A 17,339-nucleotide genomic window follows, 5' to 3' on the forward strand; every position below is an offset into this window, starting at 1 on the left:
CAGCTTTCGGCTGCCCTAGAGGAGAGAAAGTGTGATCAACAAAAACAACAATAACTCTACGGTCATGGTTTCGGGCGCATTCCAGCTCGGCAGCCTGGCGGCGGCGATTACGCTGGCGACCACGCCGGTATGGGCCGGAGAGACAATCGAGTTCGACAACGGATTGACCATGGACTGGTCGGTGACTACCAGCTACGGCATCGGTGTGCGCACTGGCGAGCAAAGCAATCGCTTGCTGAGCAACGTCAACGCTGACGACGCCAATCGCAACTTCGATCGTGGCAGCCTGACGACCAATCGTGTGGGCGCCCTCGGCGAAATGATTCTGCGCAAGGATAACTATGGCGCAGTGGTGCGGGGCAGTACCTTCTACGATGACGTCTACCACCGGGAAAACGATAACGATTCCCCCGGCACGGTCAACAAGACCGGGCGCAACGACGAGTTCACCAGCGACACCCGCTATTACAGTGGTGGCCGGACCCGTTTGCTGGATGCCTATGTGTTCAGTGGCTGGCGCTTCGATAACAACACCATGCTCGACGTCAAGGCCGGGCGGCATATCGAGTCCTGGGGCGAAAGCCTGTATTACCCGGGCGTGAATGGCGTGCAGAACCCGTCCGACGCCGTCAAGGCTTCGCAGCCGGGGGTGGAAGTCAAGGAAATCTTGTTGCCGGTTGGCCAGTTCTCCGGCTCGTTTCGCCTCAGTCCCAGCATCACCTTCGGTGCTTATGTGCAATATGAATGGAAGGGCACCGAGTTGCCGCCGGTGGGCAGCTACCTGTCGAGCAGCGACGTGGTCGGGCCTGGCCGCGAGTTCATTTATGCAAACGGCCAGAAGATCGCTTATCGCGGCACCGACGAACCGCGCGATGGCGGCCAGTGGGGTGTGCAAGTCCGTTACCGTCCGGTGCCGGCCCTGGAGCTGTCGCTGTTCCACGTCAACTATCACGACAAGAACCCGGCCACGGCCCAGGTCGGCTACGACCCGTTACCGGTCGGCGGCGGCAGGTACGCCCTGACGTCCAATGGCTACCGGATCAAGTACTTCGAGGACATCAAGCTGACCGGCATCAGCGCCTCGACCAAGCTTGGCGATACCCAGGTCGGTGCCGAATGGTCGTATCGTGACGGCGCGCCGGTGATGGTCAATACCGGACTTGGCGCGGTTCCGGCTCGGGGCAAGGGTCAGCAAATGCAATTGTCGGCGATGCGCATCCTGGGCGACCGCCCTTGGGCCAGCCAGACCACCCTGACTGGCGAAATCATCCGCGTGCAGGTCGACAGCGTTGAATCCGTTTCGGCGGCCCCCAACCTGCAAGGCCTGAACCTGCTGCCTTCCGTGGCCAATCTAGTGGCGCCTTCCGATGACTATACCTACAACACCAGCGCAGGCATGCGCACCAAGTCCTCCAGTGCCTACACCGTGGGCGCATCGTTCAGTTATCCGGGAGTTTTCCAAGGCTGGGATCTGGAAGTCCCCTTCAGCTTCTCCAACGTCTTCAGCGGATCGACGCCCATGGCCGGCAGTATCTCCGGTATCGAGGGAGACCGACGCCTGAGCGCCGGGACGACCTTCAAGTACTTGGGCAACCTGGAACTCGGTTTGAAGTACATCGCCTACCTGGGTGAAGCCGACCCGATCAAGCGTCCCTATGCTGACCGCGACTACGCCACGTTCTCGATGAAGTACACCTTCTGATCGACCGCTCAACGGCCGGGGCGCTCACGCGTGCCCGGTCCTCTATACCAACTGGAAATCGCCGTGGCGAGTACGCTTCGGCAGGGAGGCACTATGGGGCTTAAAGGGCACGCGGCCATTGTTGGCACCGCGCAATACAAACCGGAAAAGTACGCGACCGCGCCCAAGATGTTTCACCTTGAGCAAGTCGCCGACCTGGCGGCCCAGGCCCTGCGGGATGCCGGACTCAAGGCATCGGACCTCGACGGGCTGGTGATCAACGGCCCGCATTTTCATGAAGCCTCAGTGTTCGTGCCAGCCATGGCTGCTGAATACCTGGGCTTGCGCCTGAACTTCGCGGAAGTGGTGGATCTGGGGGGCTGCACCTCGGTGGGCATGGTCTGGCGCGCCGCCGCCGCGATCGAGCTGGGCCTGTGCCAGGCCGTGCTGTGCGTCATCCCTGCACGCATGGCGCCGTTCGGCCCCGACGAGGACCCGGGCTGGATGGCCCGTTCGATGCGCTACGGCGGGCACAGCACAGCGTTTGGCGCACCTGAAGCCGAGTTCGACCTGCCATACGGGCACATGGGCCAGAACACCGGTTACGCGATGATCGCTCAGCGTTACGCCGCACAATACGATTACGACCAGCGAGCGATGGCCAAAATCGCGGTCGACCAGCGCACCAATGCCCTGGCCAACCCGCAGGCCATGTTCTATGGCCAGCCATTGACCATCGAACAGGTGCTGGCGAGCAAAATGGTCGCCGACCCGCTGCACGTGCTCGAAATCGTCATGCCGGTGGCCGGTGGCGCCGCATTGATTATCACCAGCAAGGAAGTGGCCGCACGGTGCCGCAAACGTCCGGCGTTCATTACCGGGTTTGGCGAACACCTGGCGTTCAAGTCGCCGTCCTATGCCCAGGACATGATCAATACGCCGATTGGCCCTGCATCCCAAAGGGCCTTTGCCATGGCCGGGATCAAACCCGCGGATGTCAACGCCGCGCAGATCTACGACTGCTACACCATCACCACCTTGCTGACCCTGGAAGATGCCGGTTTCTGCGCCAAGGGCGAGGGCATGGCATTCGTGCGTGAACACGACCTGACCTGGCGCGGCGATTTCCCGATGAACACCCACGGCGGGCAACTCAGTTTCGGCCAGTCGGCTTCGGCTGGCGGCATGAGTCAGGTGATCGAAGCGGTCACGCAGATCGCGGGCACAGCCGGCGAACGCCAACTGGGGCGCTGTGACAACGTCTACGTCTCCGGTACCGGTGGCGTGATGAGCGAGCAGGGCGCATTGATACTTCAGGGAGCATAAGCACATGTCCAACAACAAACCGATGCCGGTCGCGACGCAGATCTCCGCGCCGTTCTGGGAGGGCCTGAAGGCTCGTCGCCTGTTGATCCAGCAATGCAACGCCTGCGAGCACTGGAACTTCTACCCGCGCCGGCATTGCACGGCCTGCCTGGAACATGACCTGGCCTGGCGCGAAGTCGATGGCACCGCGACGCTGTACAGCTACACCGTGACGCGCATCGCCACGTTGCCCGACTTCATGGACGAGATGCCGCAGAAACTGGCGGTGGTTGAACTGGCCCAGGGTGTGCGCATCAACACCAACCTGGTCGGCCTGGCGGAGGACGAAATCCGCATCGGCATGCCGTTGCAGCCGGTGTTCGCCGAAGTCGACGCCAAGGGCAACCGCCTGCTGCGCTTTACCGGCGTAGACAAGGATGCGGCGAGCCTTGAACCGCTGCCTGCGCAGGAAAGTGAACCGGCACCCGTGGCGTCAGAACAACCGGCTGCCCGACAAATCGACCTCAACGACGGGCCGGCCTTGCAGAGCCTTGTCAGCGAGCAGTTCAGCGACTGGAGCAACGTCGTGGTGGTCGACCAGGCGTTGATCGATGCGTTTGCCCAGTTGTCGGGAGACGACTACTGGATTCACACCGATCCCGAGCGGGCGCGCCTGCACAGCCCGTTTGGCGGCACCATCGCCCACGGCGCGCTGGTGCAAGTGTTGCAGTCGAGGATGAAAATGAAGCTGGATTTCGAAATCACCGGTTTCAGCACCCAGATCAACTACGGTTCCGACCGCCTGCGCTTCCCCGCGCCAGTGCCGGCCGGCTCGCGCATCCATGCGCGGGCACGGGTGAAAAAAGTCGAGATCTCCGCGCGCGGCACCCAGTTGACCCTGGAACTGAACACCCACGTGGTTGGCCAGGATCGGCCGTCGGTGATCAACGACCTGGTGATTCTCTACCTCGCCTGATCGTTGGTACAGCAGGCGCGAGCCTGCTTGCGATGGTCGTCAACGATAACGCGGGCTGTCTGAATGCCCGTGTTGTCCTGGCGTTATTCGCGAGCAGGCCCGCGCCTGCAAGGGCGCGCGCGTACATCCGCGAACGCAGACCGGCTGTCAGGTCCCTTCGTCGGCACACCGTTCGGCGCAAGCCCGCTCCCTCCCTGGTCCGCTACGGCATTTGCGCCATTGCATAAGCCATTTGGACGATGTTTCAAACGAACCTACCCCCGACTATCCCCTCAGAGGCGAGACCCACGTGGCTTGCCTCGCATGCCCTGGCGCCTGACAAGAACAAGAGGATTGGCCCTATGACTTGCCCTATGCAAACGTGCCCCGAACAGGAGCGTTGCCCATGCGCTCAGTGATCGGTTACCTGGTCTGCCTGGTGGTCGCCCTGACCATTGGCTACACCTTTTCCCCCAAATCTGCGCCTCAGGCAGAGTTGTTGGCCACGCGCGCGGACCGTGTGCAGATCAACGGTCTGCTCAATCTTGGCTCGCGCGTGGTCGCCGTAGGTGAGCGAGGCAGCATCCTGCTCAGTGATGACCAGGGCGTCAGTTGGCAGCCTGCCAGCGTCGCGACCCAGCGCAACGCCACGTTGACTGCCGTGGTGGCACTGGACGACAAACGTTTGCTGGCCGTCGGGCATGACGGCTGGATCCTGCGTTCCATGGACGCCGGAAGCCACTGGCAGGAAGCACGCTACGACGCCGATCTGGGCGAACCGCTGCTGGGCCTCTGGACCGCTGGCGGCGACAAGGTCATGGCCTTCGGCAGTTTCGGCAAGTTCTATCAATCGACCGATGCCGGGCAGACGTGGGCGCCCCACGCCCTGGATATCGACAACGCGCACCTCAACAGCATGGCCGGCGGCAGCGATGGTCGCCGCATGCTGGTGGGCGAGCAGGGCCTGGTACTGCGCACGACCGATGCCGGCCAGCACTGGCAAACCGTGCCGGCGTTCTACAGCGGATCGCTGTTCGGCATCGTGCGCTTGAGCGCGGACACCTGGGTGACCTATGGCATGCGCGGGCATGTCTTCGTCAGCCATGACTTTGGCGACAACTGGACCCGGATCAACCTCGGCAACCAACTGCCGCTGTACGGCCATGTGGTGCTGCCCGATCACTCAGGGTTAGTCATCGTCGGCGCCGGCAGCTCGGTAGTACACCTGAATGCACAGGGCGCGTTGCTCGGTGTCAGCCGTCTGGCAGGGTTGGGCACGCTGACCTCGGCGACGATGGTCGGCTCACGCCTGCTGGTCGGCGGCGAGCGCGGTGTACTGCAAGGTTCAGGTGGCAGCGTCGCTGCTTTAGAGGCCACACAGGCCACCCAGTAAATGAGAGGCGGGCAATGAATCAAGGTAAACACTGGGTGACGCGCTGCGTCGAAACGGCCGCCGACCACTTGATGGCCTGGCGCAAGGGACTGCTGGTGTTGTTTGTGCTGGTCACCCTGGGCTTGGGCTACAGCGCCACCCACACACAGCTGGATCCGGGGTTCAATAAACAGATCCCGGTCACCCATGCATACATGGTCAATTTTCTAAAGTTCAGCCGCTACTTCACCGGCGCCAACCGCCTGCTGGTCAGCGTGCACTGGAAGGGCGAGGGCGATATCTACAACACCGAGTACCTGGAGACCCTGCGCAAAGTCACTGACGATGTGTTTTTCATCTCCGGGGTCAGCCGTCCCAGCGTGACGTCGCTGTTTACCGCCAACGTGCGCTACATCGAAATTACCGAGGAAGGTTTCTTCGGCGATGTGGTGGTGCCGCCGCGCTTCAGCGGCACTGCCGAAGACCTGGCGCAAGTGCGCAGCAACACCGCGGCCTCCGGCCAGGTGGGCCGCCTGGTGGCCAATGACCTGAAGTCGGCGATGGTCCGCGCCGACCTGCAGGACACCGATCCCATGACCGGCAAGCCGGTGTCCTATGTCGAGATCGCCAAGCGCCTGGAAGAGATCCGCGCCAAATACAACAGCCCGGATATCGAGATCAATATCGTCGGCTTCGCCAAACTGGTGGGCGATGTGGTCGAAGGCTTGAATACGGTGATCGGCTTTTTTGTCGTGGCGTTCGTGATCACGGGTTTGCTGTTGTGGCTGTATTCGCGCTCCCTGCGCCTGACGGTGGTGGCGCTCGTGGTGGCGTTGCTGCCGGTGGTCTGGCTGCTGGGCCTGTTGCCGCTGCTGGGGTTAGGCATCGATCCGATGTCGATCCTGGTGCCGTTCCTGATTTTTTCCATCGGCGTGTCCCATGCGGTGCAGATGACCAACGCCTGGAAGCAGGACGTGCTGGCCGGGAGCAGCTCGCTGGTCGCGGCGCGCACGGCATTCTGCAAGATTTTCATCCCCGGTTCCCTGGCCTTGCTGATGAATGCCCTGGGGTTCGCGGTGATCATGCTGATCGACATTCCGATCGTCCACGAACTGGGCGTAACCGCCTGCATCGGCGTGATACTGATGATCGTCACCAACAAACTCATGCTGCCGATCATCATTTCCTGGTTGCACCTGGAACCCGCGCTGTTGCGCCGGGCGCAATCGAGGCCGGAAGGCAAGCATCGCCTGTGGTGGCGCCTGTCGGCACTCGCTGAACCGGGGCCTGCGCTGGGGGTGTTTGCCATCAGTCTGTTGCTGTTGGCGGCCGGGGCCTGGAAGGCTCGCGACCTGGCGGTGGGAGACGTCGGCGCGGGTGCGCCAGAGCTGCGTGCCGATTCGCGCTACAACCTGGACAACGGCAAGATCATCAACAGCTACGCGATCGGCCTCGATGTGATGTCGGTGTTCGTCCAGGTCAAGGGCGTCGAGGAAGGCTGCCTTTCCCCGGCGGTGATGCGCGCGGTGGAGGCCTTCGATTTCCGCATGCGCACAGTCCCCGGTGTGCAGTCGATCCAGAGCGTGGCGGACATGGGCAAGCGGGTGATTGCCGGCAATAACGAAGGCAATCCGCGCTGGGCAGCGATCCCCGGTTCATCCCGGGGCCTCAGTCAGGGCGCGAGGGCCTATATGCCGGACGACGGCCTGGTGACCGACGGCTGCCAGCAGATGCAGATCCTGGTGTTCCTCACCGACCACGAAGGCAGCACGGTGAGCCATGCGATCAATGAGGCGAAGCGGATCATTGCCGAGGTCAACTCGCCGCAGGTCGAATTCCTCCTGGCCGGTGGCAATGTCGGCGTGATGGCGGCCTCCAACGAAGCCGTCAAGCGCGCTGAAGTCATCATGCTGGGGGCGCTGTTCGGTTCGGTGGCGCTGTTTTGCTGGCTGACCTTCCTGTCGATCCGCGCGGTGCTGTGCATTCTGGTACCGCTGGCGATCGTGGCGATCCTGTGCAACGCGCTGATGACCCTGCTCGGGATCGGTCTGAAAGTCGCCACCTTGCCGGTGATGGCCCTGGGCGTCGGGGTAGGGGTCGACTACGGTATCTACCTGTATGAGCGTATTCAGCACGAAATGCTGGGCGGCGCCAGCCTGCGCGAAGCGTTCTATGAAGCCATGTGCCAACGAGGCACGGCGGCGGTATTCACGGCCGTGACCATGTCCATTGGCGTGTGCACCTGGGCATTCGCGCCGCTGAAGTTCCAGGCCGACATGGGCGTACTGCTGTCCTTCATGTTCCTGGTCAACGTGTTGGGGGCGATTTTCCTCCTGCCGGCACTGGCGGCCTGGTTCAACCGCGGGCGACCGCTGGTCTCCGAACGCATGCGCCCGCCGCCGGCCGCACAGGGTCAGTTCCGGCTGAAAGACAGCCCGGCTGCGCGTGATCCCCAATAGAAAAAATAAACCTGCCGGGCCTCTTGTGGACGGCGTTGACGATAGGGAGACTGGCGTGCGGGTCTTGTTGCGGGGCCCGCGAGCGAGTTGCAGTCCAGAGGGGGAGCCCTGAGTTCCCCCCCAGCCGAAATTATAAAAATAACAAGGGAAGGGCACCGTCCTTACCCGTGCGAGGAGAAGACTATGCAAGATGTTGTCTTGACCCATGAAGCCCTGGCGAGTCTTGGCCTGGACCTCACACGTTTCAACCAGTTGGTGGGCGAAGTCTACGACGGCGCCCTCGATCCGAAACTGATGGCCAACGCCCTCAAGAGCCTGCTCAATGTCTACGATGCCAATTACGTCACCCTCATCTTGCGGGTGCCAGAGCAACCTGACATGGGCCTGATGATCATCGCCGGCGATATCGAAGGTGCCGGTGACGTCAACTACATGACTTACCCGCAGACCAACACGCCGTTCGTCAACCAGCCGCTGGATCGCGTGTTCGCCGTCGATGACATCATGAGTCCCACGGAGTGGGAGCACACGGCCTACTTCAAGACATTCTGCGGTCCCAACGACGTTTATCATGTGATGGGTGCCGACATTTCCACCCCGGACGGCGGCAAGGTGCGTTTTCGCATCACCCGGCCCAAGCGCTCTCCCAACTTTTCCGCACAGGAGCGGACACTGTGCGCGATGTTTCTGCCGCACCTGCGCCGGGCCTTGCAGTTGCACAATCTTCTGGACCGCAGCGAGTCACTGAGCGAGCTGTACTCCCAGGCCATCAGCCGTTTGTCGGTGGCCACCCTGGTGCTCGACGAGAGCGGCAGTGTGTTGCAGGTCAACGCAGTGGCCCAGGAAATCCTCGCGCGTTCGGACGGCCTGAAAATGGTGGGCGGGCGCCTGGAGGCGACTTATCCCAGCGACAACCGCGAGCTGCAACGCTTGATTCGGGGTGCTTTCGCTCCGGATGCACCGAAGGGTGCCGAAGCCATGTCGGTGACCCGGCCTTCGGGGCTGGTCAATCTGGGGGTAGTGGTGGAGTCGATTCCGTCCCTGGACTGGGCCGAGGAAAAGGGCCAGCCGGCGGCGCTGGTGTACATCCGCGACGCGGCGAGCAAATCCCTTGCCAGCGAGGCGGTGACCAAGCAGCTGTTCAACCTGACCAAGGCAGAGACGGCGTTGGCCATGGAGCTGACCAACGGCCTGTCCCTGGAAGAAGCCGCCGAAGCCCTGAACATCCGACGCAACACCGCCCGGGCGCATTTGCGCTCCATCTTCTCCAAGACTGGCGTACGCCGCCAGACCGAGCTGGTGCGCATCCTGCTTAACAGCGTGGTGGCCCTGGGCAAACCCAAGCTGGCGTTGAAGGCTGTCGAGAAAATCAAGGTGCCGCCGCTGAAACTGGCCGAGCCTGTCTATCGCCAGGCTTAAAGGGCCCACCACAGCAGACGAGGACACAACGGGCTTTCAGACAGCCCGCGTCAAGGGTTCTCACCTTCGCGAGCGGTTCGCTCCGGCAGGTGGGGACCGCCAACGCGCTGCAACAGGTTCACCTCCGCCCCGTTTTAGTCCGCATAGACGATGCCGTCCGGCGATGGCGCTGTCGATACTGGGTGGACCTATCACGGAGAACCACCATGCCTATTACAGCCATCACCGGTAGTGCCTCGGGAATCGGGGCCGCCGTCAGCGCAGCCATGCGCGCGGCCGGCCACCAGGTCATCGGGATCGATCGCAGCGACGCTGAAGTGATCGCCAACCTGTCCACCGCCCAGGGACGCAACGCCGCCGTCGCGCAAGTGCTTGAACAGAGTGGCGGGGTGCTCGACGGGCTGATCTGTTGCGCCGGGGTCGGTGTCACGGCGCCGTCCTGCTCGGTGATCCTGGCGGTCAACTACTTTGGGGTCAGTCAATTGCTGGATGGCTTGCAAGGTGCGCTGGCCAAGAGTCGGCAGCCGGCGGCGCTGGTGATTGGCTCGGTCGCGTCGACTCATACGAGTCCTGAGTGCCAACCGATGATCGAAATGATGCTGGCCGGTGACGAGGCTCATTCGCTGCAGTTGGCCGATACCCTTGACCAGCCTCACCTCGCTTATGCCGCGTCCAAATACGCCATCAGTCACTACACCCGCCGCCTGGCGGTCAGCTGGGGCAAGCAGGGCATGCGGTTGAACGTGGTAGCGCCCGGTGCGGTGGAGACGCCCTTGCACCAGGCCTCGCTGGATGATAAACGATTCGGCAAGTCGGTCCGCGAGTTCGTCGCCCCCCTGGGTCGCGCCGGCCGGCCTGACGAGATCGCCTCAGTGGTGGCCTTCCTGCAATCGCCGCAAGCCTCGTTCGTCCATGGCAGCGTGGTGTTCGTCGACGGCGGCATGGACGCCATGGTCCGCGCCTCGCGCTTCTAAAAGGAATACCCATGAACAAAGTGGCATTCATTACCGGCGCCAGCCGGGGTATTGGCCGCGAGGCGGCACTGGCGTTCGCCCGTGCCGGTTTCGACCTGGCGATCAGCGCCCGTACCCTTAACGAAGGCGAACACCATGAACACGCCCTGCGCGATGCCGACGGGGCGCCGCTGGCCGGCAGCCTCAACGGCACTGCCCAGGCGTTGCGCGAACTCGGATGCCGGGTTCTCGTGGTGCCGATGGACCTGCTCGACAGCGCTTCGGCGCTCGACGCCTGCGAGGCGGTACTGGCCGAGTACGGGCGCATCGACGTGCTGATCAACAACGCGATCTACCAGGGCAGTGACCTCAATGCCGGGTTCATGGACCTGCAGGCGCAAACCCTGGAGCGGATGTTCAAGGGCTACATCCTGACGCCGTTCCTGCTGACCCGGGCGGTGGCCGAACACATGGTGGCGCGCGGCGGCGGAGTGGTGATCAACGTCACCTCGGGCGCCGGCGAAAGCGACCCACCGGTGGCGGCGGGCAAGGGCGGCTGGGGTTATGCCTACGGTGCTGGCAAGGCAGCGGTGTCGCGGTTGTCCGGTGTGCTGGCCACGGAGTTGGGTGATCTTGGCGTCCGCGCCTACACCCTCAATCCAGGAGTAGTGACCACTGAAGCGCTCAAGGCCACCATCGGCGACAAGGGATTGATCGCGCTGCGCTCCGGCAGTGCGCCACCCCATGTCCCGGCGGCGGTCATGCTATGGCTGGCGACGTCCGAACAGGCACCGCAGTTTCAACGCCGTACGATTGCCGCGCAGCCGTTTGCGTTGGAGCATGGCATCGTCGCCGATTGGCGTTGATCCGTTGATGTGGTTATCCCGCAGGCGCCAGGCTTGCCAGCGAAGCGCGATAACGCGGCCGGACAGATACCCCCGGTCGCGGGCAATCCTCGCGCCTGCGGTCGTTGATCGTTCCCACGGTTGTGCGAACGATCAACGTCGGTGTCAGGCCTGCTTACGTTGACGCGCCAGGGTCATGGCAGTGTCTTCGATCATGTCTTCCTGGCCGCCGACCATCCCGCGGCGCCCCATCTCGACGAGGATTTCCCGCGCGGAAACGCCGTACTTCTTCTCGGCGCGCTTGGCGAACAGCAGGAACGAACCGTAGACCCCGGCGTAACCCATGGTCAGCGCGTCGCGGTCGCTGCGGATCGGGAAGTCCATGATCGGCACGACCAGATCTTCGGCGACGTCCTGAATACCAAACACACTGACCCCGGTGTCGATGCCCATGCGGTCGCACACCGCTACCAGCACTTCCATCGGCGTGTTGCCGGCCCCGGCACCGAGGCCTGCGCAGGCGGCGTCGATACGGTTGGCGCCAGCCGCAATCGCGGCGATGGAGTTGGACACGCCCATCGACAAGTTGTGGTGGCCATGAAAACCGATCTCGGTTTCAGGCTTCAAGGCAGCGCGCATTGCCGCCACGCGGGCGCTGACGTCGTGGGGCAGCAGGTAACCGGCCGAGTCGGTCAGGTAGATGCAGTTGGCGCCGTAGTTTTCCATCAGCAAGCCTTGCTTGACCAGGCCTTCGGGGCTGTTCATGTGGGCCATCATCAAGAAGCCGACGGTATCCATGCCCAGCCCCCGGGCGTGGGAAATATGCTGCTCGCTGACATCGGCTTCGGTGCAATGGGTGGCCACGCGAATGGTGTTGACCCCCAGCTCATGTGCCATGGTCAGGTGATCGACGGTGCCGATACCTGGCAACAGCAGCGCCGAGACCTTGGCGTTTTTCATCAGCGGAATCACTGCCGACAAATACTCTTCATCGGTGTGGGCCGGGAACCCGTAGTTCACCGAGCTGCCGCCCAGACCGTCGCCGTGGGTCACTTCGATCAGCGGCACGCCGGCCGCATCGAGGCCGCAGGCAATGTCCTTCATCTGTTGCAGACTGATCTGATGACGCTTGGGGTGCATGCCGTCGCGCAGGCACATGTCGTGAACGGTAATGCTTTTGCCGCGAAGATCCATGGTCGACTCCTTATGCGTGGGCGGGTTGGGCGGTGGCTTGCAGTACCAGCTCGCCCTTGAGGATTTCCTCGGCGAACATCTCGGCGGTGCGCGCCGCCGCAGCGGTCATGATGTCCAGGTTGCCGGCGTACTTGGGCAGGTAGTCGCCCAGGCCTTCGACTTCCATGAAGATCGACACGCGATTGCCGTCGAACACCGGGCCGTTGACCAGCTTGTAGCCGGGCACGTAGCGCTGCACCTGTTTGATCATCGCCTCGATGGCGGCGGTGATGGCCGGCTGGTCGGGTTCGCTGGCGGTCAGGCAATGCACGGTGTCGCGCATGATCAGTGGCGGCTCGGCAGGGTTGATGATGATGATCGCCTTGCCTTTCTTTGCGCCGCCGACCTTTTCCACCGCGCTGGCGGTGGTGCGGGTGAACTCATCGATGTTTTTCCGGGTGCCGGGGCCGACCGATTTGGAAGCGGCAGTGGCGATGATTTCCGCGTAGTCGACCGGCTGCACGCTGGACACTGCCGCCACCAGCGGAATGGTGGCCTGGCCACCACAGGTGACCATGTTGACGTTCATCACACCCCGCCCCAATTGGGCCTTGAGGTTGACGGGTGGCACGCAATAGGGGCCGATGGCCGCCGGGGTCAGGTCGATCATCAACACGCCCAGGGCATTGAGCTTGCGCGAGTTTTGCGCGTGCACATAGGCCGAGGTGGCGTCGAAGGCGATCTGGATCTGGTCTTCAATGACGTGTGGCAACAGGCCGTCAACGCCATCGGCGGTGGTTTTCAGTCCCAGCTCGCGAGCCCGCGCCAAACCTTCGGAAGTGGCGTCGATGCCGACCATCCATACCGGTTCCAGCACTTCGCTGCGCATCAGCTTGTACAGCAGGTCGGTGCCGATATTGCCCGGCCCGATCAGCGCGCATTTGATCTTTTTGCTCATGGTTTCTGGCTCCAGTGGAGGGAAGGGTGGTTCAAGGGACAAAGCGCAGGCTGGCTTCGCCCAACCCGCTCATGGTCAGGCTGATATGGTCTCCGGCGACCACAGGCACCAGCGGCGCGAGGGCGCCCGAGAGAATGATTTCGCCGCGACGAAAGGGGATGCCCAGCTCGCCCAGGGTATTGGCCAGCCAGGCCACCGCCGCGCAAGGGTGGCCTTGCACCGCCGAACCCAGGCCCGAGCCCGCCGGCTGACCGTTCTTGAGCAGCTGCATGTGTACGGCGGCCAGGTCCAGCTCTCGCGGGTCGATGCGCTGTGTCCCGAGGGCGAATACGCCGCACGAGGCGTTATCGGCCACGGTGTCCTGGATGCGGATCTGCCAGTCGTCAATTCGCGAATCGACGATCTCGAAGCAGGGCGCCACCGATTGGGTGGCGGCCAGCACGTCCTCCGCGCTGATCCCCGGGCCCTGCAAGTCTTCACCGAGGATAAAGGCGATTTCGCCTTCGGCACGGGGCTGGATCAGGTGGTAGCGAGCCAGACTGACGTCGCTGGCGACCTCGACTTGCATGGCATTGGTCAGGAAGCCGAAGTCCGGTTGGTGGACATCGAGCATCTCCTGCACGGCACGGCTGGTGACCCCGATTTTCTTGCCGATCACCCGTTCGCCGAGGGCTTCGCGGCGTTTCAGGAACTGCAGGGAAATCCGATAGGCCTGCTCCAGGGTGATCGCGGGATAGCGACGGGTCAGGGGCACGAGTGTCTGGCGATTGCGCAAGGCGTTGAACAGCTCATCACCGAGCGCGGTGATCAAATGGGCATCCATGGTGAGGGCTCCAGAGGGCAGGAAGAAAAAAGCCTGCCCCGACAGCAACCGGTACAGGCGTAAAGGTGTCGGTTCAGCCGGGCCAGACCGACGAGTCGGCACCGCCATCGACATCGATGATCTTGCCGGTCACCCAGGCCGAAGCAGGGCTGGCCAGATAGAGTGCGGCGGCGGCGATGTCTTGCGGGGTTCCGAGGCATTTGAGCGGGGTGTTGGTTTCCATGACCTGGCGCATGGCCGTCGGCATTACGCCGTTGAGTGCTTCGGTCAGGGTGGGGCCCGGGGCGACAGCGTTGACCCGGATCTGCGGAGCAAAGTCCTGGGCCAGCAGACGGGTCAGGTGGCTGAGGGCCGCCTTGGCCGTGCCGTAGGCGCTGAAATGGCGCTGGGCGTAACGCGCCGCCACCGAGCTGATATTGATGATGTTGCCGCCACCGGCCTCGCGCATCAGCGGCACACACAACTGGCAGAAGGCGTAGGTGGTGGCGACGTTGAAATTCAGCACCTGGGCAAAGTCTTCGGGCGTCATTTCCAGCGGATCGTTCGGCCCGCCGCCGCCAACGTTGTTGACCAGATGGGTGATTCGGCCCATGTGCTCGACGCTCTGGCGAACCAGTATCCGGCGCTGCTCGGCATCGTTGACGTCGCAGGCGACGGCCAGGGCGCGTCGACCCAAGCTGCGCACCTCCTCGGCCACCGCCTGCACCTCGTCCAGCGAGCGTGCCGAGCACACCACATCGGCGCCCGCTTCGGCATACGCCAGGGCAATCGCTCGACCAATGCCACGGCCGCTGCCGGTGACGATGGCGACGCTGCCGTCCAGGTGGAAACGCTGCAAAATACTCATGGGCCCTTGCTCCGTGGGGTCGGCTATAGATGGGTTCACTATCGCTGTGGTGGCCGGGCAAGGCATCGTCTCAACGGACTAGCGCCGCAGCGACCGCGTCGTCGCTCTTCGCCTGTATCAGCGGGGTGCCACCGGCTCGCACGCCCTAGTCCGCTTTGACGATGAATGATTGCTCGCTCAACCCGATGATCCATCACAGTTCGCGCAGTGGCGCAGTGAGATCGGGAGAATTGAGTGATGCACAGCATGCGAGAAAAGACCCAGGACGAACGTGATCTGCTTGAACGTGCACGCAGCCTTGTGCCGGCACTCAAGGCACGTACGGCGCAGGCCGAAAAGGACTTGAAGGTGCCTGAAGAAAGCGTTGCGCAATTGCAGGCCGCTGGTCTGCTGCGAGCCTTGCAGCCACGGGCATTCGGTGGTTATGAAGTGGACCCGCGCACCTTCTTCGAAATCCAGACCATCCTGGCCGAGGGTTGCATGTCCACGGCCTGGATCTACGGCGTGATGGGGGTGCACCCCTGGCAGCTGGCGCGTTATCCGATCGAGGCACAACGCGAAGTCTGGGCCGACGACCACAGCACGTTGATCTGCTCGACTTATATGCCGGCGGCCAAAGTCACGGTGGTGGAGGGCGGTTACCGCATCAGCGGGCGCTGGAGTTTCTCCAGCGGCAGCGAACACTGCCAATGGATACTCCTCGGCGGTATCCTGCCGCCCGATGGCGACTTTGCCGCCGAGCACGGCACCTTCCTGCTGCCCCGTCGCGATTACCAGATCGAGCGCAACTGGGACGTGCTGGGCCTGCGCGGCACCGGTAGCCACGACATCGTGGTCGAGGATGCGTTCGTCCCGGCCCATCGTGTGCAACGCACTAACAACTGGACCCTCGACGCGACCCCGGGACGCCTGGTCAATACCAATCCGATTTATGCGATTCCCTTCGCCCAAGTGTTCTCCCGTGCGGTGTCGACATCGGCCATCGGCGCCCTGCAAGGTGCGATCAACGAGTTCCGCGAAAACGCCGCCAAACACATCGGCAAGCACGGCGCCCGCACCGCTGACGATCCGGTGGCACAAACGGCGGTGGCCGAAGCCATGATCACCGTCGACAGTCTGCGCCTGGTGCTGGAGCGCAACTACGAGCACCTGATGACGCTGGCCCGGGCCGGCGAGTACCCGGACACCGAGACCCGCCTGCTGTACCGCTACCAGTCGGCCTACGTGACCAACATCTGCGCCGATCGAGTCAACGACCTGCTGCGCAGCATGGCTGCCTCGGGGTTGTACAACACCAACCCGGTAGCGCGGCTGTTCCGCGACCTGCACCAGGCGCGCGGGCACATTGCGAACAACTACATGGCTTACGGGCGCAGCTATGGCGCCGTGATGTTGGGCTTGCCCAATCCGGACCCTTACGTCTGAGGCCTCGCAGCCCGTTTCGACATCCCTGGGTTTTGCACCTGTCCGCGGCATGCGGGCAGGTGGTCATGAGTACCTGACCTATGAACAATTACTTTGCCCTGCGCGTGGCACGCGTGATCGAGGAAACCGCCGATGCGCGCTCCCTGGTCTTCGACGTGCCTGAGCATCTGGCTGAACGCTTTCGTTATCAACCCGGCCAGTTCCTGACACTGCGTGTTCCTTTCGAGGACGGTTGGCTGCCTCGGTGTTACTCCTTGTCCAGCACGCCGTTGCTCGATGAGCCGCTGCGGGTGACGGTCAAGCGTGTGTATCAGGGACGCGCTTCCAACTGGCTGTGCGACGAGCTGCAGGCTGGCGAGGCGCTGGAGGTGCTGCCACCGGCCGGTGTGTTCGTGCCACGCAACCTGGACAGCGACTTATTGCTGTTCGGCGGCGGCAGCGGTGTGACGCCGGTGCTGTCGATCCTGCGTTCGGCGTTGCTCGCGGGAACCGGTCGCATCCTGTTGATCTACGCCAACCGTGATGAAGACTCGGTGATTTTCAAGGATGAGCTCAAGGCCCTGGCCAGCGCCCATCCGCAACGCTTGCAAATCGTCCATTGGCTCGACTCGGTCCAGGGCGTGCCGAGTGTCGGACAACTGTGCGAACTGGCGCGGCCGTTTGTCGATGCCCAAGCGTTTATTTGCGGACCAGCGCCGTTCATGGACGCAGTCGTCAGCGCCCTCGGTGACTTGGGCATGCCGGATGGCCGAGTGCATGTCGAGCGCTTCGTGTCGCTGCCCGGCGAAGGCGAACAGCCGCCAATCAGCAGCAGCGAAGCCGCCGTGGCCGCACGGTTGGCGGTGCGTCTGGACGGCCAGGATTATCAACTGGGATGCGACAGTGGCGAAACGGTCCTGGCCGCCATGGAGCGTGCCGGCCTCAATCCACCCGCCGCCTGCCGTGTCGGTGGCTGCGCCTCATGCATGTGCAAGCTGGAAAGCGGTGATGTCGAGCTGCTGCACAACGATGCGCTGGACGCGGGCGATCTGGCCGAAGGCTGGATCCTGGCCTGCCAGGCTGTGCCGACCACCGCGCAACTGCATATCCGTTTTCCCGAATGACGTCCCTGAATGATGCCAAGC

General features: G+C 63.1%; 14 protein-coding genes. 10 read left to right on the forward strand and 4 right to left on the reverse strand.

Translation table 11 applies throughout. From position 1 onward, the window contains the following. Nucleotides 1-31 precede the first annotated feature (31 nt). The 8 genes from BLV61_RS00555 to BLV61_RS00590 all read left to right on the forward strand — a co-directional run bounded on the left by BLV61_RS00555 (nt 32) and on the right by BLV61_RS00590 (nt 11,010). Nucleotides 32-1,702 carry a DUF1302 domain-containing protein gene (locus BLV61_RS00555; RefSeq protein WP_090461772.1) on the forward strand — a complete coding sequence of 557 codons (1,671 nt, stop codon included), beginning with the start codon at nt 32-34 and terminating at the stop codon, nt 1,700-1,702. Nucleotides 1,703-1,795: 93 nt separating this feature from the next. Continuing rightward, a complete protein-coding gene (locus BLV61_RS00560) occupies nt 1,796-3,007 on the forward strand; it encodes a thiolase family protein (protein WP_090461774.1) in 1,212 nt (403 codons plus the stop codon). Nucleotides 3,008-3,011: 4 nt separating this feature from the next. Beyond that, complete coding sequence (locus BLV61_RS00565; protein WP_090461776.1) at nt 3,012-3,962, forward strand: bifunctional OB-fold nucleic acid binding domain-containing protein/MaoC family dehydratase; 951 nt, start codon at nt 3,012-3,014, stop codon at nt 3,960-3,962. Between the two features lie 385 nt (nt 3,963-4,347). Then, nucleotides 4,348-5,334 carry a WD40/YVTN/BNR-like repeat-containing protein gene (locus BLV61_RS00570; RefSeq protein WP_047529061.1) on the forward strand — a complete coding sequence of 329 codons (987 nt, stop codon included), beginning with the start codon at nt 4,348-4,350 and terminating at the stop codon, nt 5,332-5,334. A gap of 14 nt (nt 5,335-5,348) precedes the next feature. Further along, nucleotides 5,349-7,772, forward strand: a complete 2,424-nt coding sequence (locus BLV61_RS00575; RefSeq protein ID WP_090461777.1) for an efflux RND transporter permease subunit — start codon at nt 5,349-5,351, stop codon at nt 7,770-7,772. A 183-nt stretch (nt 7,773-7,955) separates the two neighbouring features. Continuing rightward, a complete protein-coding gene (locus tag BLV61_RS00580; protein ID WP_047529065.1) occupies nt 7,956-9,191 on the forward strand; it encodes a helix-turn-helix transcriptional regulator in 1,236 nt (411 codons plus the stop codon). A gap of 206 nt (nt 9,192-9,397) precedes the next feature. Beyond that, nucleotides 9,398-10,165 carry an SDR family oxidoreductase gene (locus BLV61_RS00585; RefSeq protein WP_090461779.1) on the forward strand — a complete coding sequence of 256 codons (768 nt, stop codon included), beginning with the start codon at nt 9,398-9,400 and terminating at the stop codon, nt 10,163-10,165. Between the two features lie 11 nt (nt 10,166-10,176). Next, on the forward strand, nt 10,177-11,010 hold the full coding sequence (locus tag BLV61_RS00590; protein ID WP_090461781.1) for an SDR family NAD(P)-dependent oxidoreductase: 834 nt from the start codon (nt 10,177-10,179) through the stop codon (nt 11,008-11,010). 144 nt (nt 11,011-11,154) lie between these two features. On the opposite strand, the gene dmpG is transcribed toward BLV61_RS00590, so the two are convergent. From dmpG to BLV61_RS00610, 4 genes are all read right to left on the reverse strand, one after another. Then, on the reverse strand, nt 11,155-12,183 hold the full coding sequence (gene dmpG / locus BLV61_RS00595; RefSeq protein WP_090461783.1) for a 4-hydroxy-2-oxovalerate aldolase: 1,029 nt from the start codon (nt 12,181-12,183) through the stop codon (nt 11,155-11,157). 10 nt (nt 12,184-12,193) lie between these two features. After that, nucleotides 12,194-13,120 (reverse strand): acetaldehyde dehydrogenase (acetylating), encoded by a 927-nt coding sequence (locus BLV61_RS00600; RefSeq protein WP_047529073.1) that lies wholly within the window; start codon nt 13,118-13,120, stop codon nt 12,194-12,196. A gap of 31 nt (nt 13,121-13,151) precedes the next feature. Continuing rightward, the gene (locus BLV61_RS00605) at nt 13,152-13,943 is read right to left on the reverse strand and encodes a fumarylacetoacetate hydrolase family protein (RefSeq protein ID WP_090461785.1); all 792 of its coding nucleotides are present in this window, start codon (nt 13,941-13,943) and stop codon (nt 13,152-13,154) included. A 73-nt stretch (nt 13,944-14,016) separates the two neighbouring features. Continuing rightward, a complete protein-coding gene (locus BLV61_RS00610; protein ID WP_047529077.1) occupies nt 14,017-14,790 on the reverse strand; it encodes a glucose 1-dehydrogenase in 774 nt (257 codons plus the stop codon). A gap of 237 nt (nt 14,791-15,027) precedes the next feature. Here BLV61_RS00610 and BLV61_RS00615 point away from each other — a divergent pair, with 237 nt between their 5' ends. Both BLV61_RS00615 and BLV61_RS00620 read left to right on the forward strand, forming a co-directional pair. Further along, nucleotides 15,028-16,215, forward strand: coding sequence for an acyl-CoA dehydrogenase family protein (locus tag BLV61_RS00615; protein WP_090461787.1), 1,188 nt, complete (start codon nt 15,028-15,030; stop codon nt 16,213-16,215). An 80-nt stretch (nt 16,216-16,295) separates the two neighbouring features. Continuing rightward, nucleotides 16,296-17,318 (forward strand): ferredoxin--NADP reductase, encoded by a 1,023-nt coding sequence (locus BLV61_RS00620; RefSeq protein ID WP_090461790.1) that lies wholly within the window; start codon nt 16,296-16,298, stop codon nt 17,316-17,318. Nucleotides 17,319-17,339: the final 21 nt, after the last annotated feature.

Origin of the sequence: Pseudomonas mohnii (assembly GCF_900105115.1) — a bacterium.
GTDB lineage: Bacteria > Pseudomonadota > Gammaproteobacteria > Pseudomonadales > Pseudomonadaceae > Aquipseudomonas > Aquipseudomonas mohnii.

What these genes read in the sequence shown, in the direction of transcription:
- BLV61_RS00560 (WP_090461774.1), top strand. Translation starts at nt 1,796, where the DNA reads ATGGGGCTTAAAGGGCACGCGGCCATTGTTGGCACCGCGCAATACAAA.
- BLV61_RS00565 (WP_090461776.1), top strand. Translation starts at nt 3,012, where the DNA reads ATGTCCAACAACAAACCGATGCCGGTCGCGACGCAGATCTCCGCGCCG.
- BLV61_RS00570 (WP_047529061.1), top strand. Translation starts at nt 4,348, where the DNA reads ATGCGCTCAGTGATCGGTTACCTGGTCTGCCTGGTGGTCGCCCTGACC.
- BLV61_RS00575 (WP_090461777.1), top strand. Translation starts at nt 5,349, where the DNA reads ATGAATCAAGGTAAACACTGGGTGACGCGCTGCGTCGAAACGGCCGCC.
- BLV61_RS00580 (WP_047529065.1), top strand. Translation starts at nt 7,956, where the DNA reads ATGCAAGATGTTGTCTTGACCCATGAAGCCCTGGCGAGTCTTGGCCTG.
- BLV61_RS00585 (WP_090461779.1), top strand. Translation starts at nt 9,398, where the DNA reads ATGCCTATTACAGCCATCACCGGTAGTGCCTCGGGAATCGGGGCCGCC.
- BLV61_RS00590 (WP_090461781.1), top strand. Translation starts at nt 10,177, where the DNA reads ATGAACAAAGTGGCATTCATTACCGGCGCCAGCCGGGGTATTGGCCGC.
- dmpG (WP_090461783.1), bottom strand. Translation starts at nt 12,183, where the DNA reads ATGGATCTTCGCGGCAAAAGCATTACCGTTCACGACATGTGCCTGCGC.
- BLV61_RS00600 (WP_047529073.1), bottom strand. Translation starts at nt 13,120, where the DNA reads ATGAGCAAAAAGATCAAATGCGCGCTGATCGGGCCGGGCAATATCGGC.
- BLV61_RS00605 (WP_090461785.1), bottom strand. Translation starts at nt 13,943, where the DNA reads ATGGATGCCCATTTGATCACCGCGCTCGGTGATGAGCTGTTCAACGCC.
- BLV61_RS00610 (WP_047529077.1), bottom strand. Translation starts at nt 14,790, where the DNA reads ATGAGTATTTTGCAGCGTTTCCACCTGGACGGCAGCGTCGCCATCGTC.
- BLV61_RS00615 (WP_090461787.1), top strand. Translation starts at nt 15,028, where the DNA reads ATGCACAGCATGCGAGAAAAGACCCAGGACGAACGTGATCTGCTTGAA.
- BLV61_RS00620 (WP_090461790.1), top strand. Translation starts at nt 16,296, where the DNA reads ATGAACAATTACTTTGCCCTGCGCGTGGCACGCGTGATCGAGGAAACC.